The organism is Clostridium sp. AM25-23AC (assembly GCF_003435125.1).
In the GTDB taxonomy this organism is placed as follows: domain Bacteria; phylum Bacillota; class Clostridia; order Lachnospirales; family Lachnospiraceae; genus Pilosibacter; species Pilosibacter fragilis.
In genome coordinates, this window is the sequence record NZ_QWGI01000016.1 from 57,386 (window position 1) to 83,791 (window position 26,406).

Here is a 26,406-nt window from a genome sequence, read left to right on the forward strand (position 1 = left end):
ACACTTTTTCCCCATCTATTTTCTGTTATCAGATCTTTTCATACCGCTCAACATCCACAACGAAGATCGTTGCTCCTCCCACATCGACAGACATCGGCATGGTTGCACAATGAACCATAGAGGAACCGGATACATATGGCATATTGATGGTGATCTTCTGGTGATGACCGCATTCCTTCTTAATAATATCGATAGCCTCGTCGACACGTTCCGGCTCAGTAACGATCATCAGAGTTGTATTACCTTTTTTCAGGAATCCACCGGTAGTAGAAAGACGTGTCACACTGAATTTGTGTTTTGTAAGAGAAGTTGTAACATCGTCCTCATTGTCATAACGGATAATTGCGTAAATCAGTTTCATATAGCATCCATCCTTTCTGCGTCTTATTTCCAAAGATTGCGGTGACCGCCGCAAAGATGTAAAATATAGTCTTAAAAACATATGCGTAAAAATCTGACATCTGTTCAGTTGTGAAATCGTCAGAACTTTCACACATTGTTTAAACGCAGTATATCACATTTTTCCTTTGATAACAATAAATATTGCATTAAGTTTTTGTTTCGTCTATATTATTAAATAATGATTTGTATTTTCGGCACGGTATGACACTGCCTTACTCGCAGCAATAAATCAATTTCACTCTGCCAAAAGAACTGAAAATCTGAAAGAACTGCAAATTTATTTTTGACCACTGATCGACTTTATTTAAGGAGTTTACACCATGAAAACAGCCGCTATCATCGCAGAATATAATCCGTTCCACAATGGCCATAAATATCAGATTGAAGAGACAAAACGCCAGACAGGCGCCAATTTCATTGTCGTTGTCATGAGCGGTGATTTTGTACAGCGGGGGATTCCGGCAATGTACAGCAAAACCTTCCGTACCCGCTCTGCCCTTCTCTCAGGGGCTGATCTCGTGATCGAGATGCCGATCTTTGGAACCTTAAGCGCTGCCCAAGATTTTGCCCGCTGCGGCGTCTCTCTGTTTCACCATATGGGAATGATCGATGTCCTTTCCTTTGGCAGTGAATCCGGCAATATCGAAGAATTGTGGCAACTGGCTGATCATTCCGCATTGGAAACGAACGAACAGTCCGCCCTGATCCGCGAAGGTCTTCGAAGTGGTCTCACATACCCGCAGGCTCTGACTCTCGCAAAGAAAGAGACTGTGCCAGCTTCTCCAAATGACATTCTCGCAGTTGAATATCTGAAAGCATTAAAAGAATTCTCTTCCGATATTAGTCCTTGGACTCTGAAACGCTCAGACCCAGGCTACCATTCTGAGGATCGGAACGGCTCCTTCGCTTCCGCAACAGCTATCCGAAAAGCAGTTTTTTCGCAGGATTTGGAATTTCTCGCTGCTGTTCTACCGGATTCGCATTTTGAATGCATGAAAGAAGAATCTGAGGTTCCGCTGTTCCCAAATGATTTTTCTCTCCTCCTGAATCAGAAAATTTTAACTTCCGATCTGGAGAAACTTCAGAATATTTTCGGAATGCCGGGAGATCTTGCGGCAAAGCTCTATAAAAACCGATTAGAATTCTTTCGGACGGATACTCTGACTGCTCTCAGGAAAGACCGACAGTATACTTATGCCAGAGTCAGCCGTGCACTCATGAATCTCATGCTTGATATTAGCGTCGAAGACCAGTGTATGTTTGCAGATTTATTCCGTGCTCCATGGATCCGGATCCTGGGATTCAAAAGATCTTCCTCACTGCTTCTTTCAGAATTAAAAAGGCACTGTGATATCCCGGTTATTGCAAAAACTGCTGACGCAAAAAATATCCTCTCCTCTTCCGCGTATGAACTTTTTAAGAAAAATCTAACTGCGTCTGAACTCACCAGGATGGTGCGGGAACTAAAATCCGGGAAATCGCAGAAAAACGAATTTACACAGGCACCTGTCATGATTCCATAAATATATATTTTCGTTGGGAGCCACTCTCCGTTGGCTCCCAACGTTTTTACATAAATACGGACACCCCATCGGCTGAATAATCCCCTAATACCGTTATGCTGCTTCCAACTCTCTCTCCGCTGCGATTTTTTGTTATTACAATTTTCTTGTCGATCCTGTCTTTCAGCTCTGAAACATGAGAAATGATGCCAACCAGTTTTTTCCCTTCTGCCAGATTTCCCAATGCCTTTACTGCTTGATTTAATGCGTCTTCATCCAGAGAACCAAACCCCTCGTCCACGAACATGGCATCCATCTGGATTCCACCGGCCATAGACTGGATCTCATCTGAAAGGCCAAGTGCAAGAGACAGAGATGCCTGAAAAGTCTCGCCTCCGGAAAGTGTCTTTACACTCCGCTCACTTCCGTTGTAATGGTCGATGACATTTAGCTCCAACCCACTTTTATCCTTTTTATTGTCAGCACTTTCCCGCCGCTTCATCTCATACTGTCCGCTGCTCATCGTCATCAGCCGAAGATTCGCCCGCCGTAAGATCCGGTCAAAATATGCCATCTGGACATAGGTTTCAAGTTCAACTTTACTTTTACCGTTTAATGTTCCGCCTGCCGTATCCGCAAGGGAATGGATCCAGACATATTCCTTTTCCGTCTGTTCCATTCTGCCCTGCTGGCCACATACAGCTTCATAGATTCTGAGATTATTGTGCCAGGACGAATGTATTTTTTCACGAAGCTTTGATGTCTCTGCCTTCTCTGTTTCCAAATATTCCATTGTCTCTGAAAGTTCTTTTTCTGGAATATCTTCGAATCCCCGAATCTGCTTTTTAAGAGCTTCCGCTGCTGAATTCAGACTGGCATTCTGGTTCTGACATCGCTCCAGAGCCTTTTTCGCGTCAATTGCTTCCTGATCAAGTTCACTTTTTCTGGTTTTCATGGCTTGCAGATTATTTTCAATCTCCACAGCATTTTGACCTTCCAGCTTTCTCTGAAACTCTTCCACATGCTTCCGCAGCATTGTTAATACTGTCACCAGATTCTGTTCTGAAAGAGCAAGTTCTTTGTTTCTTTCTCCTGCAACATTCAGATCTGTTTCCAGACGGTTTATCATACCACCCAATCCATCCAGCACTTTCTGCTGTTCTGTGTTCGCTTTTATGCGGATCTCCAAAGCCCGGAGTTCATCATCTAATTTTTCAATTACCGGATCTGCTGCAGTCACAAGCTCGTCTGGACCAGTTACAATTAAGGCCTCTTTGACCAGATTTTTTTCCGTTCCGCAGATCAGCTCAGCTGTATTTCTCATTTCCTGATCTAAATTCCTTTTAAAAAAGCTGGCTCTTTCACTAAGTCTCTGGACCTTTTCTTCTGCCTGCGCCTTTTCCTGTTCTTTTCGCTTCAGTTCCTTCTGGTCCGGAATCTCTTCTGAAAGTTTCGCCGGAGCCGGATGATGAATCGAACCGCATACCGGGCAGGGCATTCCAGCCTGTAAATTTTGGGCCAGAATTCCAGCCTGAGCATCCAAAAATAAGCGTTCAAGATGTGCATAGACACTGCGAATCTCATCGCACTGATCAACAGCACTCCGGTATTCCTCCTGAGCATTTTTTAACTCTCTATTGATAGACTCCACCCGGTTCATTTGTTCTTCCAGTTCATTTTTTCGGTGTAAAAGTTTCTCTTTTGCACGTGTGAGCCGTTCTCTTTCTACCGGCACTCCCAGATTATGCTCTTTCTCCCCGCGCCTGTCTTCCAGTTCTTTCTGGAGGCTGCTGACTTGATTTTCATTTTCCTTTTTTTCTTCCTGAATCTTCAAAAGAAGCTTTTCTTTTCCGGCGATCTCTTCACGAGTCTTATCCAGCTCGATAAAGCTTTGACGGCTAAGTTCAAGTTTCTGAATCCGTTCTGTCAGTTTCTCGCGTGTTCCTTCCTGCTTTTCTATCCTGTTCCACTCAGCGAGCACCCGTCCATATTCCGGCTGCAGTAACTCCAACTCCTGCTGTTTTGCTTTAAGTTCAGCTGCTGTCTTTTTTAGTAGGTCCGCTTTTCCCTTTTTTTCACTAACACTGCAAATCTGCTCTTCAATTTTCCTTAGAGTTTCATCCAGTATCTCCAAACGTTCCTGCTCTTTTTTCGTCTCAGCACACAGTAAATTGATTCCATCAGTTATTTTCCCCTCGAAACCGGCTTTCTTTAAAGCAAGGAACTCCTGACCGGCAGCCGGATCCTCCTCAAAACTGGCATCATTCAAATACTGGCTGATACTCCGGCGCAGTTCATCGTAATCTTTTCTTCTTCTCCGTTCTTCGTCCCTGAGACGTATCTGAATCGTCTGATAGATTTCCGTATGAAAAATCTGCCGGAAGATTTCCCCACGTTCGGCAGTTCCTGCAATCAGGAGTTTCTGAAAATCCCCCTGTGCGATCATCGCGATCTGGGTAAATTGCTTATAGTCAAGCCCCATAAGTTCCGTTACCGCCTTTGTCACTGCCCCCATCTTTGTAACAGGCTGACGTTCGTCGGGATAAAAGAGCTCCGCATCTGCTTTTTTCGTTGTAAATCCGGTTCCGCGTTTCTTTTGGGTCTGATATTCCGGATTTCTCCGGATTTTATATTCTTTTCGCTGGTAGGAAAAAGTCAATTCTACGAATGTTTCTGTCTCTGCCTTTGCGTATTTGCTGCGGAACATTCCGGATTCCCGCACAGTCCCACTCGCTTCCCCATACAGGGCAAATGTGATTGCGTCAAAGACCGTTGTCTTACCGGCACCTGTATCCCCCGTAATCAAGTAGAGCCCGTGTTCTCCAAGTTTTTCAAAATCAATCGTGCTCTCTCCCGCATAGGGGCCAAAAGCACTGATCACCAGTTTTTTTGGCTTCATTCTTTTATCTCCCGGATCAATTTTTCTGCAAACTCTTCCTGCTGTTTCATCATAGGCTGGTTATTCTGAAGCTCATAAAACTCCCGGAACAGTTCTAACTCTGTTTTTTCTTCTACATCCTGAACCGCGTCAATCTGGCTGCTGGCTCTTGTCCTTTGATTATCATACAAAAGCTGCATAATATTCGGATAGATGACTCTCAGCTTCTGAAGTCCATCCGGCACATCATCCTCATCCGTCAACGTTACCTGAATATAGTCTTCACAGTTCATATCCCGATAAAACGAACGGGCAGTCAGTTCCATATATGTTCCCCGGAGCTTTCGCATATCCCGAAATGGTTTTAAAGGCAGAAGTCTGATCTTTACCGTTCCCTTTTCTTCCATCTCCACGACCGTGATCGTTTTTTCCTGATCCGTCTCAGAGAAGGAATATTTCAGGGGCGTTCCGCAGTACCGCACCATGCCCTTTCCCACATTCTGAGGACTATGGATATGCCCCAAGGCTGTATAATCAAAAGCCTCAAAGACTGAGGCATCAATATTATCAAGACCTCCGACCTGGATATCCTCCGATTCGCATCGGGACGCTCCTGTAACAAACTGGTGCGCCACGAGGATATTTCTCTCATTCGGATCGATCTCCATGTGGCTGATCACTGCACGTACTGCAGACTGGACATCTGTAATCAAATCTGACTCATCTTCAAATACGCGGCGCACAGCTGCCGGACGGATAAACGGAAGAAGATGGATCCAGACCGTCCCATACTGATCTGCGATCGGAATTTTCATGACAGTTCCATCATAGACGGGGGAGAGATAAATTCCCCGGCTGTTTAGCAGTCTTCCTCCAAAAGCCAGTCGTTCCGCAGAATCATGGTTTCCGCTGATAACAAAGATGGGGAATTTTCTCTCCGCCAGCTTTGTGATAAACTCATCGAACACCTGAACTGCTTCCGCGGAGGGAATCTGTTTATCATAGATATCTCCTGCCAGGATCACTCCGTCCGGCATCTCCTTCTCCGCGAGATCCAGGATCCTTTCAAGAATATATTTCTGGTCCTCGATCATAGAAAATTCATTCACTCTCTTTCCGATATGAAGATCTGATAAATGGAATAATCTCATCTGTGCCTCCTGTGGTCTCTGCTGTTAATCCTATTGTAATGTCTCTCACCGGCAATAGCAAGCCATTGTCTTATAAAGAATAAGACCCCGGAACATATATCTGTCCATGGGATCTTATTCTCTGGTCAAAAAACGGTTCTTACCGCAACACTCATATCCGGGAAACATCTTTTTGAGGATCACTTTATATACGGATTCCCCGGTGTCTCCGCATAGTATTCCACGGAGATCATATTTCCGGCGCGTATCTCATCTGAAACCATTCCGTTTATCAATTTCAGCTCATAAACGTATTCCCGTACCGACATACCGGAGTGGTGATAATAAGTTTTTGCAATCGACCAGAGTGTATCACCTTTTTCTACCTCGATCGTCGTATAATAGCGGTTATAGACTGTATCATCACTCTCTTCATTCGCCATAACCAGAGTCTTTCCGAAAAAGCAGGACATAATCATTACAATCATAACAAGGGCTATCAAATACTTCTTCATACAGCTTCCTCCTTTGTATCCAGCGAGTCCAAACTTACGTTTGCGAACATCTGTTCTGTATCAAATTCTATCACACGAACATATGTTTGTCAATTCTTTTTCGGTATTTTTCGAACAAAGGTTTGCTTTTTCCCGTATTTTATGGTACTATGTATACAGATGAAAAAAGGAGGGATTTCATGAGTCAGGGAAAAATTACTGATAAGCAGAGAGAAATACTTGAATATATAAAAGAAATGATCTTAAAGAAAGGTTATCCGCCGGCTGTGCGCGAGATTTGTGAAGCGGTACACTTAAAGTCCACTTCCTCCGTGCACTCTCATCTGGAATCCTTGGAAAAAAACGGCTATATCCGTCGTGATCCGACAAAGCCGAGAACGATCGAGATCCTTGATGACGATTTCGCCCTGACGAGACGCGAACTCGTAAACGTGCCGGTGATCGGTACGGTCGCTGCCGGAGTGCCAATCCTTGCAGAACAGAACATCGAAGATTATCTCCCGATTCCTGCAGAAATTCTTCCAAATAAGGAAGTATTTATGTTGAAGGTAAAAGGAAACAGTATGATCGAGGCCGGAATCTACAACGGCGATAAAGTGATCGTTGCAAAGCAGCCAAACGCTGAAAACGGTGATAAGGTCGTTGCTCTGGTGGACGATTCCGCAACTGTAAAAACTTTCTATAAGGAAAACGGCCATTTCCGTCTCCAACCGGAAAATTCCTCGATGGATCCGATCATTCTTGACCAGGTCGAGATCCTCGGAAAGGTCATCGGTCTTTTCCGTATGATGAATTAAACCGATTTTTATTTTTACGGATAGTTCTTAAAGAATCACTGTGATCCTCGAGGAACGTCTCTCCCCGCCGGAGATCTCACTCCCACCGTGATGAACTCACGATGACTTGCCGCTCGAAAAAGGCAGACATCTTATATGGCTCAGAGAAAAAGCCCCACTGGATATCTATGACTATACGACATCATTCGAGATCCGGTGGGGCTTCATGTTTTATTGTATTTCAAATTCTGCCGGTACCGAATATACTCTGCCGTCCGGCAAATAGATCTCTTTTATCATTTTATATCTGCCTTTCTGGAGTTCTCCGTATAACCATGCAAAATCTATATCCATAAACCGAGATTCTCCGGGTTCCAATTCGTAGGCAATCTCTATAAAACCATAATCGTCGGGTAAAACCGGAAGTTTCTCCCATCTATCATCCCGAAAGACCTCCATTGTATACGCTTCTCCATAGATTATCGTTTCATTGCTGACATTGGAAAGCTTCAGCTGAAGGCTGTCAGAAGTTGCCAGCCTAATTTCCGCATGTACATAATCAAGATACTCCACAGTTTCTTCCTTTGTAGCCTTTTCTGCTTCAAAGAGTGCAAAACCTGAATCATACTTTACATATAGTTTTTGAGGAGATTCCGGATCCCTGTAAACCTCCTGCCCTACGTTTAAATGGGTGCCGTTTAAATCTTTTGTAGGATATTCCAAATTATTCACAAAGGCTATCTGACCTAAATACTCCCAGCTTCCCTTTTGTTGGAAATCAAAGCCGGTGGCATTATACAAATACAGGGAACCATCATAAAATAAAGAGATGCGTTGTACCTCTTCAGAAGCATAACCAGTAGGGGCGATCGTGTTTGTTTCCTGCGCTGCATTGGGTACAGTATGGCAGCCGGCCAGAAGCAGGCCGGAGATTCCCAATATGACTAATAATTCTTTTCTCATTATGACACCGCCTCTCCATATGTTTGTATTACAAGACAACATTTCTATTATTATTATAAATAAACTCCTGACCATATGCCATAAAGTTTTCCTTACATTTTTTTACAATTCTTACTGTTTTTATACCCGCCTTGCTTTATACCTGGTTTTCTGAGATAATAAAGTCTGATAAGCAAAAACCTATAATGAAAGGAATTTTTCAATATGAAAAAAACAATTACAACGCTTCTGACTCTTACCATGGCTGCTTCTCTGGCAGGATGCGGCAGCAAGCCTGCAGATGAACCGACGAAATCCCCGGAGACGGTGATTGAATCGGCGGTTGATTTTTATACAGAAGTTTGGGATGCTTTTGGCGAGGACAGGCAGTTTGCAGCTGTAGGCGGTGATGCAGAGAATGAAGCGGAAGCGCCGGCAAAATTCGCCATGACTGATGAGAATAAGGAGATATTTGAGTATCTTCTTCATGTAAATGATGAGCTTTATGATATGCTGGATGATGATACAGCTACCCTGCAGCATATGATGAACACCAACACCTTCAGTTCCGCCTTTGCGAAGCTTAAGGACACCTCGAAAGCAGAAGAATTTGCCGAGGATTACAAAGCTGAGATTCAAGGTCAGCACTGGATGTGCGGATTCCCGGATAAAGTGGTTGTCATCTCGGTTGCGGATTATGTCATGATGGCATATGGCGCTGAGGAATGTGTCGATGATCTGGTTGAGGCCTGCTCGGAAGTGGCACCGGATTCCACCGTTCTGGTGGATGCACCGGCTGTACTTGATTAGGAGGAACCTATGCTTTTTTCGAGCATACCATTTTTATTCTGGTTGCTGCCCGGTGTCCTGATCCTCTATGCAGCAGCACCGGGATCATTGAAAAATACGGTTCTCCTGCTTTCCAGCCTTTTTTTCTATGGCTGGGGAGAACCGAGATATGTGATTTGGATGATGTTTGCCATCCTGATGGCTTATATATTTGGATTGCTGATCGAGCGTTATCAGGGTGTTCCGAAGCTTGCCAGGCTTTTTCTCGCACTTTCGGTTTCATCCAGCCTTCTCATGCTTGGTTATTTTAAATACGCAGATTTTTTTATCCGCAATGTAAATGCCGTCACCGGATGTTCGATTTCCCTGCTTAACATCACACTTCCCATCGGAATCAGCTTTTATACCTTCCAGATACTCAGCTATACGGTGGATGTATACAGGCAGGATGTGAAAGCCCAGAGAAATCCGATAGACCTGGCTGCATATGTGGCACTCTTTCCTCAGCTGATCGCCGGTCCCATCGTCCGCTATTCGGATATTGCAGAACAGTTGAAGGGGCGTATTCATACTATGGGCAAGACGGCTCAGGGAATCCGCCGATTTATCTTAGGACTCGGCAAGAAGATTCTGATCGCCAATCTGCTTGGAGAATTGTGCAGCATCTTCCGGACTTCGGATGATAAATCGGTACTTTTCTTCTGGCTCTATGCAGTCGCCTATACCCTTCATGTATATTTTGATTTTTCAGGATACAGTGATATGGCCATCGGACTTGGAAAGCTATTTGGATTTGATTTTCTGGAAAATTTTAATTATCCTTTTATCTCGAAAAGTATAACTGAATTCTGGCGTCGCTGGCATATGTCTCTCGGCACCTGGTTTCGGGATTATGTCTATATTCCTCTGGGAGGCAGTCATGTAAGTTTACCGCGGCATCTGTTTAATATATTCCTGGTCTGGATGCTGACGGGCTTCTGGCATGGTGCCGCCTGGAATTTCGTAATCTGGGGACTTTATTTTGCCCTGCTGCTGATTCTGGAGAAGATATGGCTTCTGGAAATCCTTAAAAAGAGCCATGTCTTAAACCGCATCTATGTATTGACTGCTGCTGCAATCAGTTTTGTGATCTTTGATGCCACTGATATGCCCCAGGCATTCTCGTATCTGAAAGCCATGTTTGGAGCAGGCGGATATCCATTGATTTCTGAAGCATGCAGCTACTATTTCCGCAGCTATTTTGTGGTCTTGATGATAGCCCTGCTTGGTGCGACACCGATTCCAAAGTCCTTTTACAGACAGATCCAGCAATGGAAAACAGGAACAGCAGTTATGTTATTCGTAGAACCACTGGCACTTTCAGCCCTGCTGCTTATCTGTACGGCTTTTCTTGTGGATGGCTCCTTTAACCCATTTCTTTATTTCAGGTTTTAGGAATTCTGAGGTCGGGAAGGAATGATAGATGATAGAATGTAAGAATATAAAAAGCATGAAGAATACAAACAATGCAAAAAATATCAATCATATAAACAACATAGTTACAGTGGTTGTGCTGGGAGTCGTATTTGTTAGCCTTACCATGGCGTCCTGGCTGCTGCCGCCCCAGGAGTTTTCTGACAACGAACGGCGAAAGCTTGCACAGCGCCCGAAGTTTTCCCCGGATACCATGTCCGATGGAAGCTTTATGATGGAATTTGAAAAGTATACTCTTGATCAATTTCCGCTGCGAGATCAGTTCCGGACGTTGAAAGCCTATACCACCTACGATGTGTTTGGTCAGCTTGATAATCATGATATTTATATACAGGATGGTTATGCAGCAAAGCTTGAATATCCGCTTCAAATGGATTCTCTGGAACATGCAGCGGACCGGTTTGCATATATCTATGAGAAATATCTGGCTGGCAAGGAGATGAATATCTATCTCTCCATTGTCCCGGATAAAAGCTACTTTCTTGCGGAGAAACATGGATACCTCTCCATGGACTATGAAAAACTGTTCCATGTGATGCGGAATCACATGAACTACGCAGACTATATCGATATCACAGGAACGCTGGATATTACGGATTACTATAAGACCGATACCCATTGGCGTCAGGAGAAGCTTCCAGAGACGGCAGCTGTTCTTGCGGAGGGCATGGGGACGTCTATCTCAGGAGCTTACACAGAATATGCGTTGGATGTCCCTTTTTATGGTGTATATTATGGTCAGTCTGCTCTTCCACTGCCGCCGGAAACGCTATATTACCTGTCCAATGATGTTTTAGATGGCTGTATCGTGACCAATCATGAGGATCAGACGATGGGTTCCATCTACAATATGGAGAAAAAATCCGGCAAAGATCCTTATGAGATCTTTCTTTCCGGTCCCCGCTCCCTGATAACCATCGAGAATCCGAACTGTAAATCGGACAAAGAGCTTGTCATTTTCCGGGATTCCTTTGGCAGCAGTATCGCGCCTCTTCTTTCGGAAGGGTATGCCAAAATCACTCTGGTGGATATCCGGTATCTGAGGGCAGATTTACTTGAACGTTTTATAGAATTTAAGAATCAGGATGTACTGTTTCTGTACAGTACATCGGTACTGAATCATAGTGAGACATTGACCTGATTGTAAACCTTGCAGAAGCATTGATCTGCCAAAATCAAAACAGATTTTACTCGCCCACCTTCTATTGTCCATGCCAATCAGCTTTCTAAATAAACCGTCCGGCCGGATAAATTTCGCTGTTCAATCCGCTGCGTTCGTGATAGAATGAAAGCAAGTGTTTCGGGATAGTACAGAATCATGGAGGGATGCAAATGGAACCGATGTATTTGTCAATCCAGCCCGTGGAAACCGGGAAGCGGATAAAGCAGCTGCTTTCGGAGCAAAACTATACGATCCGCGAGATCCAGGGTGCGTTCGGCTTTGAAAACCCACAGGCAATCTATAAGTGGATCGCCGGAAAATCGCTGCCGAGCCTGGACAACTTTATCATTCTCAGCAGATTATTACATACCAGTATTGAAAATATCCTCGTCATTGACGGGGATATTCCTCGTTTATGGGTCAGTTTAAACCAGTGGTTCAATGACATCTTCTCTCTCCTGCCTTATAATCGTGTCATAAGGAAGTGATGCGAAGGAGGCGAAACACATTATGAAAATAACTTCGGCTTATGCCAATAAACTGCTCAAAAGTCTGGCGGACGAAAAATCTTACTGGGAGGCCCAGGAAGCGTCATCCCGCACTTACGTTGCCGCTGTCGGCGAGGAACCGGTCATCCCGAAATATGACTATTCCGCCGTTTCTGAGACGTTAAAAGAAATCGACCGAAAAGCCGTCATCATCAAGCACGCCCTAAACCTGGCCAATGCCACCGCAAAGATCAGGGTAGGCGATACGGAAATGAGTGTCGACAGCATTCTGGTAAGAATGGCACAACTTAGCTCCCGCAAAGCGACTCTGGACACCATGCGGAAATATCTGCCAAAAATGAGGGAATCTTCCCATGCATTCAGCTCCAGAAATGCCGTTCCTGAATACCGCTACACCAATTATGATCCAGAACTGGTAAAACGTGATTATGAATGCATCTCCGGTGAGATCATGGAAATGCAGATTGCCCTTGACCGGTACAATCAGACTTTCCTGTTTGAAGCGGACATTTAAATGATTTTTCCGTACAGGGTCATTTTAAAAATGCAGATGGTCTTGTTAATGTTCAGTGGCATAGATTATTTTGTTATCTTTTATCCATTGTATCTTTCGGTTCATGGTAAATTAATTCAAAAAATAAAAAGGTAAACAATTTCCCTGTAGAAAACCCGTGAGTGATCACGCCGGTGCCAGGGTACGGTTTCAGGCACCACGGCTGCGGAATGCAAATTTCGCAACATTTTCCTTACAGACAGCTATCACAAAGGAGGAGCCTATGAAAAATTTTCTGAGACTGGACGGCCGGTCCATCCTGTCCGTCCCATATATGTACATCGACCACAAGGACTATCTTGCAGATTCCCTGCTCACACAGAACCATGTTTCCGTGCGGTTCGGAAGTGAATTCTCACGGGACAATTCCCCGTACCACATCATTATCTGCAAAGTCAGAAAGAAAGATACGGCGGAATTTGAGAAATCCATGGAATTGCTGTGCAACAAGATGCTTCTTTTCGGACACAACGATTACATGGAATTCTGCAATAACATCATGGAAACACTGGGACAGAATCGAGGTGCCGCATGAAGAAATCATTTGTTCCGATCAGCAAACAGAGTAAGAAAGCACAAAAGACATACCATTCCGCACAGCGTTCTACCTGGGGAATTTTGAACCCGGCAACGCGGACCATGCCGAACGGCAAGGCATATTACCGGAAGAAACAGAAAGCCCATGACAGAAGCGGCAGGGAATCCTCCTTCGATTCCCCACCTCTTCCTTTTTGTCCGTCCCTGCATATCAATCCCACAGGTTCCGAAAATACTTCGTCATAAGCTCCATGCCCTGCTTCAGGCACTGGTCCCGATACTCACGCAGTTCGCCCTCTGCCGCCAGCCACTTTCCCGAGATTTCTACATATTCCGGCACATCGCTCATCATATACAACCGGTGTGTATGCTCCCGCTTTTCTCTCGCAATCTCCTCTTCCGTCTTCAGCTTCTCACCGAACATGCCGTATTTTGTCGTGAATTCTTCCTGTGCCAGGTCATGCTCTTCCTCATACAGATTCTTCTTTCTGCATGTATCCTCATTTGCTTCCCGGAACAGAAATTCCATTCTTCCCAGGATACGATCCCATTTCCGGATATTTTCTTCTTCCGGTCCTTCAAAGAAGCTGGGATAACCATGGCTGTTGACACGAAGGTCATGAATCATGTTCGGAACAACCGTAAGAAACCATTGGTCAATCGACCAGATGTCACGGTAACAGTATCCGTACCGCAGTCTTTGATAAATACAGATGACGTCCTCTTTCCATATGGAAATCCTTTCCCATAATGATTCTCTCTTCCGATGTGACAGGAAAACGGAACATTCTTCCTTGTAACTCTTTCTGTTTTCCTTCGGACTCATTCGCTTTGCAATTCTCTTTACAGTATCCATGGACAGTTTCTCCTTTCCCGTAATATCCCTGATACGACAGTTATATCACGGCACAGGAAAAACTGCATTGAACCTGCGGTTTAATTCTTGCGAATATACGAAAGACAATCCCTACCTAAGCAGAGACTGCCTTTCTTTTGCTATTCAAAAATCATGTTTTTGCACGGGTTATTTCACCAACTTTAATATCCTGCAATTCCATCACCTCATCGGCATCCATATATGCATAATTTTCTCCCATCGCTTGTCTCCTTTCAATTCTTTACGCTCCCATCACCCGCTTAAACACTTTGAAGTTCGTATCATCCCGCGGCGGGCAATAGACCGCAAATTCAATGGTTTTAAATGCGTACAGATAATCCGCAATCACTTCTTTGGCAGCACGCGCCACCACTTCCGGCTTATTCTGAAATGCTCCGCATCCGAATGCGCCCAGAATCACCACTTCGTCACCGTTCAGTACGGCAACATCCAGAATCCTGGTCAGCCTCTTCTTATGAATTTCCAGGAGTTCCCGGTCACTGACTTTTACCGCCCGGTCACCGTTACCCTGGTTGAACCGGTTGCTCGGCCGTTCCCGCAGGTTCGGTGCCGCACAGGTGATCACATCCACTTCATACCAGTCTTTTTCATCCATCAGCTTCGGCCTGCCCGTATCCGTCTTGAATACGGTCACATCCGGCGTATAGATGATATCCGCATTGTTGATCGGATTCTTTGCATTCCGATGAGGGTAATAGAATCCTTTCATCATTTCCGGTACGCTCAGGCAGAAATACAGGCCGGAACACCGACACAGACATTCCTCCTGTGCGCTGGATCCCCTTGTCACGCCGCCGCCCGGATTTGTGGCAGAGGCAAAGTTATGTACCGCCACCTTCTGACCTGCATAACCTGCAGCCGCCTCGAAAGTCCGCTCTGTGGATACAACAATCTTCGCTTCATCCGAGAAACGCGTCTTATCCACAGGAGACAGCTCCTCTCCTTCCAGAATGAGTTTCTGGTTTTTCACCGATCGTGCAAGGGTGTCCTTAATCCTTCCGTTTGTCTCGCACAGCTTTTTAGTATCTTCAAAAACCTCTACATTCTCAAAACTGCTCATATGTTTATCATTCCTTTTTCTCTCTGTTAATTTCAGATCTAACGCTATGAAAACGGCCGCGGAATCGCTCCCGCAGCCCAGTACCTGGCATTGTCTGCCTTACATGCCATCATCACGAAAATACTCGTTTACCATACGTAACAGCAAAATCATATCCACTTCTCTGATACGCATGATGCATCCAGCTCAAACTCATAGACGCTGTTCTTTGTTCTGATTGTCAATGAACCATCTTCCACCTGGATACTTCCGTAGGTTGTATGCAGGTATTTGCCGGGACATTTACTTGCCGGACTTGTGAAAAAGTAAATCATATACTTCTCATACCGGCTGTCGGATTTATAGACCATGATCAGTCCTAGCTGATCCATATACGGTATCCGCTAATCCATGTATTTCCGACCGTTCTTATCTTCTGCTTTACGCAGGATTCCCAATGCCGACTGATCCAAATGCATCTCATCAACTCCTTAATCTTATCACACGGGTATTTCGCCGACCGCCGCAATAAAATCCCGATCCCGGTATCCGACTTCGTCGAATTTCCGCAGCCCGGCTTCCGCTTCAAATACGTGACCGCAGCAACAACACTTAAGCTTTCGTGTAACAACAATTCCCGGCTCGCCCAGAAGTAACTCCAAGGATGATTTTCCCTCACTGGCTGCCACATACGCATCCATCTTCGCCTGTTCCTCATCCGTCAGCTGGATATGCCACCAATTATGTTCCTCATGGCACTTGGGACACGGCGGGTTGATTTTATAAAGCCTTCCCATAGTCTGGTCTCCTTTCGATTTTCACTCACTTTGAATTCTTTGCAAATCTTGACAGCATTTTCGCTATCTCGTTCTTTGTAATCTCCGAAACCAGAGAGAGAATTTTAATATCTTCCTCTGTTAATTCATCGTGATAAAACACAAGCATTTCTCACAGCAGTATTTGCTGGTGAGAATCTCAGGGACAAGTATTGCAATCCGTGCTTTTTATTGCAAATTCAGTAGATTCATCACCAGTTTCACCATTACTTCTTTTTCTTCTGGATTGGATTCAGCAATCATCAACGTAACGGCCACCAAGGTTCCATCGCTGAGTCGTTTTTCTCAATCTTGGAATAAAGCGTTGTTTTTATCCAGGAATTCAAGAAAAAGTGATGCCGCAATTCTCTTTCAGCCATCCGCATAAGGATGGTCCTTGATCATAAAATACAATAGATTTGCGGCTTTTTCTTCTAATGATGGATATGCATACTTGCCGAATATACTTTGATATACTGCAGCAAGGATTCCCTCAACCTTACCTTTTTCTTTTTCAACTCCAAAGACGTCCGAATGAAACGAATCCTCCATAGCATCGACCATATGACGGCAATCTTCATAAGTGATCCTGTAAATCGGCTGATTTCCTTTTGGCTTCTCCAATGTCTGGTGATCATACCACCAATTTGCACTACATTATCAGCAACACCATCAACCCACTGCCCATCTACAAGAGCCTCGTACTGACGTTGTCTAAAAGGCACATCACCATAAAGATCTCGTACTGCTGTTTCATAGCTTTGCCCATAATCAAGGGCAGCTTTTCGTCATCATAGCCAGGATACCCGCAGAAATATTGAAGATATGGGTTTTCCTGGATCTGGAGCGCGGTTTCCTCGTCAGAATAGCCATACTCCGCCTGAATAATGCAGACCTCCAAGGCCAGACGCAGCGGCTTGGCCACATTGCCTTTCCGGTTGGTGAATAGTGCGGCGTAGCGCTTCTCGATCTCCAGTCAGGGGATCGTCTGGGCTTTCTTTACCCAACGGTTGCTTTCCTTCAGATTCATATCCACCGGCTGTTTGAAATCCGCCAAGCTGATCTGGCCATTGCTGTAACGATACATAGTTGCCCTCCAGGTGCACGATTTTTGCTGGATTTTTGCCAGTTCCCTTGCTCCTATTATACCACGGATTGGCTTCTATGGATTGAAATATAAGGCTTTTTCTATTATTCAGTGCATATTAAATACGCGGAACCCCCTTCGCCATGATCCGGTTTGGGTAACGGCGCATGACAAACGCGCGCGGACACGCAAAATGAGGGCGAAAGGGACCGCCCCGCTTTTCCCTTCTTGACAGCGATGGATCAGCCTTAACCGGTGCCCGGGATATGGAGATCCTCAGCGGCCAGATCCTCCTTGGCGTTCGCGAAGGACAGCAGCGTTACAAACGTCAGCAGCAAAGCAATCGCTTTTTTCATGATGTTCTCTCCCCTTCTCGGTTTCAACCGGAGCGTTTGTTCCCACAAGGTCTTGTCGAGGAAGGGCGGTCCGGCAGTGGTCTTGCCCACGATCAGTTAAGCTTTTGTCCTGTTTTCCGTGCTCCGGCTTAAATCCGGACCCTTTTCTGTCGATAATAAGGATATGAAAAACATTTTTCTGTCGATAATAAGGATATGAAAAACATTTAGACAGGAGGTTCCGCAATGAAAATTCAAGATGCGAAGAAGGCATACGCCGCGCAGATGGATACGCTGTGGACACGGAAACGCGACCTGTCGCAGGCGCTCAAAAATTGCCAGCAGGGCGGCGCGCCCAATGTGGATCGTGTGGAGATCTCCCGTGAGCTGTCCGCCGTGGACGCGCAATACAACGAGGCCCAGGGCGTGATGGAGAGCATCATCGAGCGGGAGACTGCCATCCACAACGCCGAGGTTGCAAAGCAGCAGGGCAATGCTCTGTCGAAGGCCGCAGAGGAGATGGGCAAGATGCTGGAGATCTACCACCGCATCGCCTCCGGCGGTCAAGTCCCTCCGGAGGATGAACAGCGGCTGATGGAATACAACCACAAGCTTTACATGGCGGCCAAGACCGCGGCCATGCTGCAAGAGGGAGACGGCGAGGAGTACGACTCCCTCTTTGAGGACGAGGAGGAAAAAAACGGCGAAGAAAAGACCGCCAGCGAGATCGCGGGCGAGGCGGAGATCTCCGTCCCCGACGGAGGCGGGGACGCCGGTCTCGACATCGCCTCGGAGTGATGGCTATACCGCTCCTCCGTTTCTTTTTTAGGACAGCAAAAAAGGGCACAAAACCGCCCTTTACGGTTTTGTGCCCCCGTTGAGTTACCTGAGAGATTCCCTCCGCTTTGGGAGGTTGCACCTTCGGTGGTCGGGCGCTGCCGCCCGGCCTTTTCGGAGCGTCGTCCGAAACCGGTCCTTTTGCCTGGGAGCTTCTGCGTTCCCCTTCGGCATCGCCTGAGCGATCTCTCCCAAAACAAAACTACTTTTTTACACGAAAATAGAAAATTATCGCAAATCCTTTATCCATGCGGATTTGCCGCTATTTTGTACATTTCCTAAATTTTTTCCAAAATCCAAAATAGGACGTCAAATCTTACCTCTGTTAGAGTCCGATAGAAACAGCCATCCTAAGACCAGCAGAATTAACCAATCTGAGTCCGATAGAAACAGCCAATCTTAATCCAATAAAAGAAGCCATTACGATATTACTTCATGTTCTATAATGGTGTTAGCCAATGCACCACGAAAGGAGAAACATGAATGAGAATAACAGTAATGACTTGCAGACTATCATAACACAAGTCATTGAAGAAATGAAGTCAGAGCAAGGTGATAAGTTCGATATCAATAGAATTAACCTTGCTGAAATGGAACGCCGTACAGGAATGACAAGAGCACAGCTACGACGATTAAAAAAGAATGATTTCCAGATAACACCACATGCTCTTACAGGCCGCAAAGCGAATACAACCATTATCTCTGGATATACAGGAGTTATTGATGACCTGCTGAAAAAAGGGGTATCTAATTCTGAAGTTATTCTGGAACGAATTCAGGAACAAGGCTTTCAAGGGAGCTTAACTACGGTAAAGAGATACATTCAATCTCATAAATATCTTATTCCGCCCAAAAGGCAGACAGTTGCACCGCAGGGCAACCGTGGACGCAGATATTCCAGTGATGCTGGTGAGAGTTATCAAATGGACTGGGGATTTGTAAATGTGGACACAGGTGATGGCACTTCTTACAAAGTAGCTTGTTTTGCAATGATCTGCCATCATTGCGGGGAACGCTATATAGAGTTCTTTCCAAATGCAAAACAGGAAAATCTCTTTATTGGTATGATTCATGCTTTTAAACGTATGGGAGTTCCTGGACACGTTCTGACGGACAATATGAAAAGTGTTGTGCTCCATCGTGATTCGGAAGGACATCCGGTTTGGAATCATGATTATGAAGCTTTTATGAATACCATCGGCTTTGAAACGAAACTGTGCAGACCCAGACATCCGTTCACGAAAGGTTCTGTTGAGCGCCTGGTACGCTTTGTAAAAGAAAACTTTCTAGCAGGACGAGTTTTTGGTACTATTACAGATCTCAACTATGAAGCATGGAAATGGTGCGATAATCAGAACAATCGATATCACAAAGCTGTTGACTGTATTCCTCATGAAAGACATTCTGTAAGCTGTATAAAAAATGCATCCATACTTATGGATACCTTTGATGTCCGAAAGTATTTGTGCCCGATCCGCTGTATTTCATTTGATGGTTTTGTCACATATGAAGGAAGACGTTTTGGAATTCCATACGGTTATGTTCAACATACCTGCCGTGTTCAAAGAGAAGATTTTACATTGTATATCTATGACCTGGAGTTGAGAAAAGTCTTAATAACCCACGATGTGACATGGAGCCGCAAAGACAGTTTCTGCAAAGGTCAGTTTACTGATGATCAACCAGAAGAAAACCCTTCTGTTCCTGTAAAGATCAGTATCACTCAGAAAAAAGAAGATCCACCAAAATCTGCTTTCGCAAAGTTTGCTTTTGGAGGTAACAGAAATGAATGATACACTGATTGAACAGATTCAGGCAGATGCTGCTGCTCTGGATATAAAAATAACAGCACAGGAGATTGCTTTATATCTTTCTGAAAAGAAAGTTCCACCGGAGCACCTGGAAGCCATAAAAAGATTCATAGCTTTTCTCAGAAAAAATCAGCGAGATAAAGCAATAAGCGCACTATTGCAGCACAGCCGTATTCCACAGAAAGAGCCAAGTACATTCGAAAACTTTGATTTCAGCAGAGTGACTGGCGAGCATGCAGCGCAGATAAGAAATCTTCCGAATCTGACAGCGCTATACTCAAGACAGAATATAGCTTTTATCGGTCCTCCAGGTGTTGGAAAAACGCATTTATCAATGGCATATGGTAATGCCTGTTGCCAAAAAGGATTAAAAGCTTATTTCATAAAAGCCACAGAACTGAATGAAAAATTCACAAAGGCCCGAAGAACAGGCACTGAAAGCAGTGCAATATCTGGGCTTGTCAGACCATCATGTCTGATTATCGATGAAATCGGCAGAAGCATCTTCGACATGGAAAACACCCGTCTGTTTTTCGATATGATTGACCGAAGATGCAGTAAGGAAGGCCCAAACTGCATGATTTTCACCAGTAACCTAACACCAGATAAGTGGAGGGACTTCTTTCGAGAAGAGGATTCATTACTCTGTGCGTTAGATAGGACTTTTGATGCTGCCACCGTTTATCTCATGATAGGTGAAAGCTATCGAGGTCGTAACCTGAAAACTTATTCGATAGAAATCAGTGATCCTACCGAATAATTGTCGATAATTAATTAGCCAAGCAGGTGCATTGGCTATTTCTAATGAGCTCGGATTGGTTGTTTCTACTGGACTCTGAGTGGTCGATTCCTCCGGGCTCTAACACTTCAAATTTTCCAAAATGAATTTTTCCAATATCGCCCCATTTTGGCTGTAAAATTTTTGACAGCCAGCAGGGTATGTGTCGCAAAAGTTGGTGCTGGCATCAAAAAAGAGCCTCCTCTCAGGGAAGCTCTTGGGGAAATATCTTTTGCTGTAATTTTTCTCCACAAGGAGAGTTTCGGCAGCTCTACAAGTTTAATGCCTTATAAATAGCATCAACGTTGTAATCCGGACCAAAGTTCGGGGCTACATCCATAATTTTCTGAATCAAAGGCACGTCCTGTTCGACAAGATCATTTGCAATTTCCTCTGCTGAAGAAAACTTCTGCATCTTGGCGCAGACCTGCTTAATCAACTGCAGCATTCTACCTTTTTTGATGCCTATTTCAACACCTTCCTCATGTGCCTGATTTCTCATAATTTCCATTTCACGACACATAATCGCCACTCCTCTCTCATCTTCCTTAAAATACCGGACGCGGTCTGCAAGGACCTTGTTATGCATATCCTTTGCGTTTGTGCAGCTGAAATCATGCATTAATCGCCCAAGTTTCGTTTCATCCTTAATCTGGGAATTCACATATATGATATGCGCCTCATCCTTAAACAATTTCCCAGTTTCCTTTACAACCCTATCAATATGATAGATTGGGAGATCTGCTTTCATAACATCATTTTCTGTAATGAAGATTACGAAAGTCTCATTCAGAGCCTCATACAAATCACCTGGTTCGGTGACATTCGCATCAATCAATGCGCTGTTGTATCGGGCCCTCTTCGCGCCAGCACCTTTGTCACTCCGCTGAACCTCTACATTAAATACACGGTCATGACTATCGATAGCAAGAATGTCCAGTCTTACGGACCGGCCCTGTAAATTCTTGATGCCACGCTGACTGTGTACTTCCAGAACGTGGATGCCTTCATCGTTCAGGATGATCCGAAGCAACAGTTCCGCACACTGGATATCTTCAAATACTTTCGTCATGAAGTCATCATCCAATAAGCGGAAACCTCTGAGTCTTTGCAGATCTTCCTGATGTTTCTTTTCAAAATCCATTCATCTTCCTCACTTTCTCTGTGATATTTTATATAAACAGGGAAAGCCCTTCTGTAGGCATCCCCTGATCATATCGATCTCGGGGCAATGCCCACTTATCAACTTTTTGGAATTAATAATGTATAGTATTATCTTACCACACTTGAAACAGCGTCGCAAGATTTTCTTCGATATTTCACCATTACTCTATGCCTTGCATCAACCTATTATAAGTATGGATATGGATCATGGTTCCCAACTGCGATTTTTCGGTGTAGAGGAATTTTAAGCTTCTTTTTATCCCCTCAATTCCTCATTTATATGTAACATTATCAGTATGTCTTTTGTACTGTGTCAAAAGACATCAAAATCCTGACAGCTACAGGTAGATGGAACCCTCATTGAACCAAAATGTGAGGTCAGCCACGGGAACTTCCGTGACTGGCCTCATGTGTTTTATATCTACAAACAAGTGAGTAAATTCTGTGATTGTATAAAGATATACATTTTCCATTTTGGATATTTTTGGGGGGACATATCCAAAATGCATTCTACTGATGTTAACCTATTTTGCGGATAACGGTTTTTGGAATTCTTGTAACCCAATCCATTCCATTTTTGTAACCCGTTTTATTCCATTTTTGTAACCCAAAACAGTACATTTTTGTAACCCATTTCGTTCCATTTTTGTAACCCACTTTGGTTCACAAATTTTGAAATATCCAAAATGGAGCGATTTTAAAAAGTAAGTTTTTCATCATAATCAGATGTTTGAGAAATAAAAGGAAAACACTTTACCAGCCTTGTTCGCGATAGATGGGAAAACACAGATTTCAAGTTTTTCTCTCTTATTCGCGATAAAAGGGAAAAACCATTTGCAGGTTTTTCCCTTTCTGTTCGTGATATAAAAGGAATTAAACAATATTATTTACAGCTCATCCACAGACTCCACGATCTTTCCGTCTCTCCAGATCCTCTCCAGATCATAAAACAGGCGGTCTTCCTTGGAGAATACGTGTACGATCACATCGCCGTAATCCATAAGGACCCATGTGGAGCTCATGCTTCCCTCTTTCTGATGACACTCATAACCGGCTTTGAAAAGCTTTTCTTCTACATTATCAACTAAAGCCTGTGTCTGGTTTGCATTGGAAGCGCTTGCGAGAACGAAGTAATCCGCGATCACGGAAACGCCCTCAATGTCAATAATTTTTACGTCTTCGCCTTTTTTCTCTTCCAAAGCCTCGACTGCAAGTTTTACCATTTCTTTTGACTGATTCAACTGATTGTTCCTCCTTGTCCTGATGGGTTATTCCGGTCACGGCTGATGCCTCTCCGGCTGTCTCTTTCTTCCTTTCCGAAACGACACGGCGCATATCCTCACACGCCGCCTCTGTCATCGGATCAATCTGGCAGCCCGTACTTTTTAAATATACAAGAATGCTCTCCATGATCTCGAGGCATGCCTCGTCAAGATCGATAAACGCAAGCTTCCGCATAGCCGTAAGGTTGGCCGCCTTGGATCGTCTCGGTTCAATGTAATCTGCCACATAGAGGATCTTGTCGAGCAGGCTCATGCCCGGCTTTCCCGTCGTATGGCAGGTGATCGCGCTTAAGATCTCCGGATCATCCACCTCGTATTTATGTTCCGCCATCCATGCCCCGAGTTTTGCGTGAAGCAGGGACGGATCCCTCTCTTCCTCAGCAGTCACCGGAATATTGCGGTCCAGACATTTTTGAAGCATGACCGGATCCTCAAAACGCTTTGCCGAATCATGCAGGAGTCCCGCAAGATCGGCTTTATCAAGATCGTACCCATATCGCATCGCAAGTGCCTGGCAGGTAAATTCCACGCCAAGCGTATGCTCATAGCGGTACGCATCAAGTTTTTTCTTTAAATGTTTTCTGATTTCAGGTACACGACTATCCATAATGAATCTTCTTTCTGAATTCAAGAATGCCCCGGCATTTTTGCTGTGAGATGCGGGTCATCTGTTTCCGCATGTTCTTTTCCCGCGTCTGATGCACCGTCATGATACCGGAATATCCGGCAGACTATTTTGTCAGATACAGGCCTGTCTTTCTGATATACTCCGCCACAGCCGCCGGCATGTCTTTTGAAAGATCCCTGCCTTCTGCCGCTTTTTTCCGGATATCCGCGGACGCCACGTCGATCTTCGGATTATGAAGGATCCGGATATCCGCGTTGTACTTCTCATTGAAGTAAGCAACCTTATCCTCAAGCGGCACACCACCGTCCTCGTAGGTTCTTCCGGATACCAGAAGCACAGCCTGCGCCATCACCTGTTCCGGATGATACCAGGATTCCAGCTGGTACAGGGAATCTGCCCCTATGATAAAATAGACCTCTATATCCGGATATGCCTCTTTTAAGAGTGCCAGAGTCTGCGCCGTGTAGGTGTTCCCTTCCCGTCCCATCTCAAAATCAGAGACAGTAAAATACGGGATTGATTCCGTGGCAAGCTCCAGCATCCTGATGCGCGCCGCCCCATCCGTGATAAGATGATCTTTTTTGTGCGGCGGAACATGGGACGGCATAAACCAGATCTCATCCAGTCCATACTCCCGATACGCCTGTTCCCCAAGAAGCAGGTGACCGTTGTGGACCGGATCAAATGTTCCCCCAAGAATACCGATGCGTCTCATCGTATCCCCCCTTTGCCCGCGCACAATCCGGACGTCAAACAGTCCCGGATTGCCGCGATCGTCACACTGTTTACGGAAGAATGATCTTTCTGTCCTTCTCTTCCTTCGCCGGCTTATACAGAACGATCATCTTTCCGATGACCTGTACAACCTCGGAATGAGTGCGCTCTGCAAGGATCTGCGCAAGGTCTTTTCCGTCATCCGCACAGTTCTTCAGTACATGGATCTTAATCAATTCTCTTGCGTTTAACGCTTCCTCGACGGATTTGGTGATCTCCGGTGTGAGGCTGGACTTGCCGATCTGTAAAACGGCATCCATGGTCATTGCAAGTCCCTTTAAATAGGAACGCTGTTTGCTGGTCATAGTAACTCCTTTTCATATATGGAAAAGCATGGTCTCCGGGCATTTATACGGACACCCGGAGAAGATCCGATGCATTATTTATAGTAGTCAAATACGAGTCCGTACATGCGGACCGTATCGCCTTCCTGAATTCCCGCCTTTTCAAGATCGGCAAGGATTCCGGACTGCTTTAAGAATTTCTGGAAGAAATCAAAGCCCTTCTCAGAATCAAGGTTCGTGTAACCAAGCATCTTCTCGATTCTCGGCCCCTCAACCACATAGATGCCCTCTTCATCCTTCTCGACAGTATAAGGAAGCGAACGGTCACCCACATACTCGATCTCGAATTCTTTCTCAAAGATCTTCGGCGTACGGTCTGTCTTCCTGATCACATCATAGAGATAGTAGAGAAGATCATTTACACCTTCGCCGCTGACAGCAGAAATTCCAAATACCGGGATTCCCATCGGCTCGAACTCTTTCTTTAAGTCTGCGAGCGGATCCGCCCCCTCATCATAAACTGCATCCAGCTTATTGGCTGCGATAGCCTGCGGCAGCTTTAAGAGTTCTGGATTATAAGCGGAAAGCTCGTCCATGATCGCATGGACATCCTCGATCGGGTCACGTCCCTCAACGGAAGCTGCGTCTACCACATGAAGCAGGACTTTCGTGCGCTCGATATGGCGAAGAAACTCATGTCCAAGGCCGGCTCCCTCAGACGCACCCTCTATAAGGCCAGGGATATCCGCCATTACAAAGCTGTTGCCATCGCCTAAATTAACTACGCCGAGATGCGGGTTCAAAGTCGTGAAATGATAATTCGCGATTTTCGGTCTTGCGTTGGAAACACGGGATAACAGAGTGGATTTTCCGACATTCGGAAACCCTACGAGTCCCACATCTGCGATCACCTTCAGCTCTAACTGTACCCAGAGCTCCTGCCCCGGCTGTCCCGGCTGGGCATATTTCGGAACCTGCATGGTTGCTGTCGCAAAATGCATATTCCCAAGACCGCCTTTACCGCCCTTTAAGATCACTTCCCGGCGGTTTTCACCGGACATGTCTGTGATAACCTTACCGGTTTCCAGGTCCTTAACGACAGTACCTTCCGGGACCCTGACGATCAGGTCCTTTCCGTCAGCGCCATGGCAGCGGCGTTTTCCGCCCTCTTCGCCATTTTCGGCCGCATACTTCCTTACATGACGGAAATCCACAAGCGTGTTCAGTCCATCATCTACTTCAAAGATGATGTCTCCGCCTCTTCCGCCGTCACCGCCGTCAGGTCCTCCATTCGGAACATACAGTTCACGCCGGAAGCTCACATGTCCGTTTCCGCCGTTTCCTGATCTGATATATACTTTTGCACTGTCTGTAAACATGGAAAACCGTCCTCTCAATAAAATTAAAAAATATAACAGTGCCGCTTCTTATTCTTTTCATGAATCCAAAGTCTCACTGTTACACATAAATCTTAAAAAAGCTCCATACCATCCAGTATGGAGCTC

At 45.1% G+C, this 26,406-nt stretch carries 29 protein-coding genes and 1 riboswitch; of the genes, 12 read left to right on the forward strand and 17 right to left on the reverse strand.

Annotated elements, in window-relative coordinates:
* Positions 1 to 28: 28 nt before the first annotated feature.
* Positions 29 to 361, reverse strand: coding sequence for a cyclic-di-AMP receptor (locus DW677_RS10860; RefSeq protein WP_015554501.1), 333 nt, complete (start codon positions 359 to 361; stop codon positions 29 to 31).
* Positions 362 to 722: 361 nt separating this feature from the next.
* On the opposite strand from DW677_RS10860, the gene DW677_RS10865 reads away from it, so the two are divergent.
* Positions 723 to 1,925, forward strand: a complete 1,203-nt coding sequence (locus tag DW677_RS10865; RefSeq protein WP_117567211.1) for a nucleotidyltransferase family protein — start codon at positions 723 to 725, stop codon at positions 1,923 to 1,925.
* Positions 1,926 to 1,971: 46 nt separating this feature from the next.
* Here the strand turns inward: DW677_RS10865 and DW677_RS10870 are convergent, their stop codons facing one another.
* The 3 genes from DW677_RS10870 to DW677_RS10880 form a co-directional block, all read right to left on the reverse strand.
* A complete protein-coding gene (locus DW677_RS10870) occupies positions 1,972 to 4,803 on the reverse strand; it encodes an SMC family ATPase (RefSeq protein ID WP_117567213.1) in 2,832 nt (943 codons plus the stop codon).
* Entirely contained in the window at positions 4,800 to 5,933 is a 1,134-nt protein-coding gene (locus tag DW677_RS10875) for an exonuclease SbcCD subunit D (RefSeq protein WP_117567214.1), read from the reverse strand. Before DW677_RS10875 ends, DW677_RS10870 begins: the two co-directional genes overlap by 4 nt.
* A 179-nt stretch (positions 5,934 to 6,112) precedes the next feature.
* Entirely contained in the window at positions 6,113 to 6,427 is a 315-nt protein-coding gene (locus DW677_RS10880; RefSeq protein ID WP_117470292.1) for a LysM peptidoglycan-binding domain-containing protein, read from the reverse strand.
* A 179-nt stretch (positions 6,428 to 6,606) separates the two neighbouring features.
* Here DW677_RS10880 and lexA point away from each other — a divergent pair, with 179 nt between their 5' ends.
* The gene (gene lexA, locus DW677_RS10885) at positions 6,607 to 7,224 is read left to right on the forward strand and encodes a transcriptional repressor LexA (protein ID WP_015554496.1); all 618 of its coding nucleotides are present in this window, start codon (positions 6,607 to 6,609) and stop codon (positions 7,222 to 7,224) included.
* A 210-nt stretch (positions 7,225 to 7,434) separates the two neighbouring features.
* On the opposite strand, the gene DW677_RS10890 is transcribed toward lexA, so the two are convergent.
* Complete coding sequence (locus DW677_RS10890) at positions 7,435 to 8,166, reverse strand: immunoglobulin-like domain-containing protein (protein ID WP_117567216.1); 732 nt, start codon at positions 8,164 to 8,166, stop codon at positions 7,435 to 7,437.
* A gap of 204 nt (positions 8,167 to 8,370) precedes the next feature.
* Here DW677_RS10890 and DW677_RS10895 point away from each other — a divergent pair, with 204 nt between their 5' ends.
* From DW677_RS10895 to DW677_RS18170, 7 genes are all read left to right on the forward strand, one after another.
* A complete protein-coding gene (locus tag DW677_RS10895) occupies positions 8,371 to 8,955 on the forward strand; it encodes a hypothetical protein (RefSeq protein WP_117567218.1) in 585 nt (194 codons plus the stop codon).
* A 9-nt stretch (positions 8,956 to 8,964) separates the two neighbouring features.
* Entirely contained in the window at positions 8,965 to 10,368 is a 1,404-nt protein-coding gene (locus DW677_RS10900; protein ID WP_117567220.1) for an MBOAT family O-acyltransferase, read from the forward strand.
* A gap of 28 nt (positions 10,369 to 10,396) precedes the next feature.
* Positions 10,397 to 11,548 (forward strand): DHHW family protein, encoded by a 1,152-nt coding sequence (locus DW677_RS10905; RefSeq protein WP_117567222.1) that lies wholly within the window; start codon positions 10,397 to 10,399, stop codon positions 11,546 to 11,548.
* A gap of 191 nt (positions 11,549 to 11,739) precedes the next feature.
* Positions 11,740 to 12,057 carry a helix-turn-helix transcriptional regulator gene (locus DW677_RS10910; protein WP_015554491.1) on the forward strand — a complete coding sequence of 106 codons (318 nt, stop codon included), beginning with the start codon at positions 11,740 to 11,742 and terminating at the stop codon, positions 12,055 to 12,057.
* A gap of 22 nt (positions 12,058 to 12,079) precedes the next feature.
* Complete coding sequence (locus tag DW677_RS10915; protein ID WP_181968342.1) at positions 12,080 to 12,592, forward strand: hypothetical protein; 513 nt, start codon at positions 12,080 to 12,082, stop codon at positions 12,590 to 12,592.
* 262 nt (positions 12,593 to 12,854) lie between these two features.
* Positions 12,855 to 13,166, forward strand: coding sequence for a hypothetical protein (locus tag DW677_RS10920; RefSeq protein WP_117504363.1), 312 nt, complete (start codon positions 12,855 to 12,857; stop codon positions 13,164 to 13,166).
* A complete protein-coding gene (locus tag DW677_RS18170; protein ID WP_015554488.1) occupies positions 13,163 to 13,414 on the forward strand; it encodes a hypothetical protein in 252 nt (83 codons plus the stop codon). The genes DW677_RS10920 and DW677_RS18170 overlap by 4 nt, the downstream gene beginning before the upstream one ends.
* Here the strand turns inward: DW677_RS18170 and DW677_RS10925 are convergent.
* The 6 genes from DW677_RS10925 to DW677_RS10950 all read right to left on the reverse strand — a co-directional run bounded on the left by DW677_RS10925 (position 13,380) and on the right by DW677_RS10950 (position 16,845).
* A complete protein-coding gene (locus DW677_RS10925) occupies positions 13,380 to 14,024 on the reverse strand; it encodes a hypothetical protein (protein ID WP_117504365.1) in 645 nt (214 codons plus the stop codon). The two genes, DW677_RS18170 and DW677_RS10925, sit on opposite strands and share 35 nt — an antisense overlap.
* Positions 14,025 to 14,286: 262 nt before the next feature.
* On the reverse strand, positions 14,287 to 15,126 hold the full coding sequence (locus DW677_RS10930; protein WP_117567224.1) for a TIGR02452 family protein: 840 nt from the start codon (positions 15,124 to 15,126) through the stop codon (positions 14,287 to 14,289).
* A gap of 149 nt (positions 15,127 to 15,275) precedes the next feature.
* Complete coding sequence (locus tag DW677_RS10935; protein ID WP_117567226.1) at positions 15,276 to 15,497, reverse strand: hypothetical protein; 222 nt, start codon at positions 15,495 to 15,497, stop codon at positions 15,276 to 15,278.
* A 108-nt stretch (positions 15,498 to 15,605) separates the two neighbouring features.
* Positions 15,606 to 15,902, reverse strand: a complete 297-nt coding sequence (locus tag DW677_RS10940; protein WP_117470301.1) for a hypothetical protein — start codon at positions 15,900 to 15,902, stop codon at positions 15,606 to 15,608.
* A gap of 390 nt (positions 15,903 to 16,292) precedes the next feature.
* Positions 16,293 to 16,484 (reverse strand): Fic family protein, encoded by a 192-nt coding sequence (locus DW677_RS18780; RefSeq protein WP_242992153.1) that lies wholly within the window; start codon positions 16,482 to 16,484, stop codon positions 16,293 to 16,295.
* A 124-nt stretch (positions 16,485 to 16,608) separates the two neighbouring features.
* Positions 16,609 to 16,845 carry a transposase gene (locus DW677_RS10950; protein ID WP_158553070.1) on the reverse strand — a complete coding sequence of 79 codons (237 nt, stop codon included), beginning with the start codon at positions 16,843 to 16,845 and terminating at the stop codon, positions 16,609 to 16,611.
* Positions 16,846 to 17,588: 743 nt separating this feature from the next.
* Between DW677_RS10950 and DW677_RS10955 the strand changes: the two genes are divergently transcribed.
* From DW677_RS10955 to DW677_RS10965, 3 genes are all read left to right on the forward strand, one after another.
* Complete coding sequence (locus DW677_RS10955) at positions 17,589 to 18,140, forward strand: hypothetical protein (RefSeq protein ID WP_117567228.1); 552 nt, start codon at positions 17,589 to 17,591, stop codon at positions 18,138 to 18,140.
* A 162-nt stretch (positions 18,141 to 18,302) separates the two neighbouring features.
* Positions 18,303 to 18,383, reverse strand: a riboswitch (glycine riboswitch).
* Between the two features lie 275 nt (positions 18,384 to 18,658).
* Positions 18,659 to 19,972: an IS21 family transposase gene (gene istA, locus DW677_RS10960; RefSeq protein ID WP_242992154.1), complete on the forward strand. Its 1,314-nt coding sequence runs from the start codon at positions 18,659 to 18,661 to the stop codon at positions 19,970 to 19,972.
* Entirely contained in the window at positions 19,965 to 20,750 is a 786-nt protein-coding gene (locus DW677_RS10965) for an ATP-binding protein (protein ID WP_117470305.1), read from the forward strand. The genes istA and DW677_RS10965 overlap by 8 nt, the downstream gene beginning before the upstream one ends.
* 289 nt (positions 20,751 to 21,039) lie before the next feature.
* Here the strand turns inward: DW677_RS10965 and DW677_RS10970 are convergent, their stop codons facing one another.
* From DW677_RS10970 to obgE, 6 genes are all read right to left on the reverse strand, one after another.
* A complete protein-coding gene (locus tag DW677_RS10970; protein ID WP_117470306.1) occupies positions 21,040 to 21,912 on the reverse strand; it encodes a PD-(D/E)XK nuclease family transposase in 873 nt (290 codons plus the stop codon).
* A gap of 907 nt (positions 21,913 to 22,819) precedes the next feature.
* Entirely contained in the window at positions 22,820 to 23,173 is a 354-nt protein-coding gene (rsfS, locus tag DW677_RS10975; protein WP_117484561.1) for a ribosome silencing factor, read from the reverse strand.
* A complete protein-coding gene (gene yqeK, locus DW677_RS10980; RefSeq protein WP_117484562.1) occupies positions 23,094 to 23,822 on the reverse strand; it encodes a bis(5'-nucleosyl)-tetraphosphatase (symmetrical) YqeK in 729 nt (242 codons plus the stop codon). Before yqeK ends, rsfS begins: the two co-directional genes overlap by 80 nt.
* A gap of 124 nt (positions 23,823 to 23,946) precedes the next feature.
* The gene (gene nadD / locus DW677_RS10985; RefSeq protein ID WP_117470309.1) at positions 23,947 to 24,558 is read right to left on the reverse strand and encodes a nicotinate-nucleotide adenylyltransferase; all 612 of its coding nucleotides are present in this window, start codon (positions 24,556 to 24,558) and stop codon (positions 23,947 to 23,949) included.
* Positions 24,559 to 24,628: 70 nt separating this feature from the next.
* The gene (yhbY, locus tag DW677_RS10990) at positions 24,629 to 24,922 is read right to left on the reverse strand and encodes a ribosome assembly RNA-binding protein YhbY (RefSeq protein WP_021905028.1); all 294 of its coding nucleotides are present in this window, start codon (positions 24,920 to 24,922) and stop codon (positions 24,629 to 24,631) included.
* A 74-nt stretch (positions 24,923 to 24,996) separates the two neighbouring features.
* Complete coding sequence (gene obgE, locus DW677_RS10995; protein ID WP_015554474.1) at positions 24,997 to 26,280, reverse strand: GTPase ObgE; 1,284 nt, start codon at positions 26,278 to 26,280, stop codon at positions 24,997 to 24,999.
* Positions 26,281 to 26,406 lie beyond the last annotated feature (126 nt).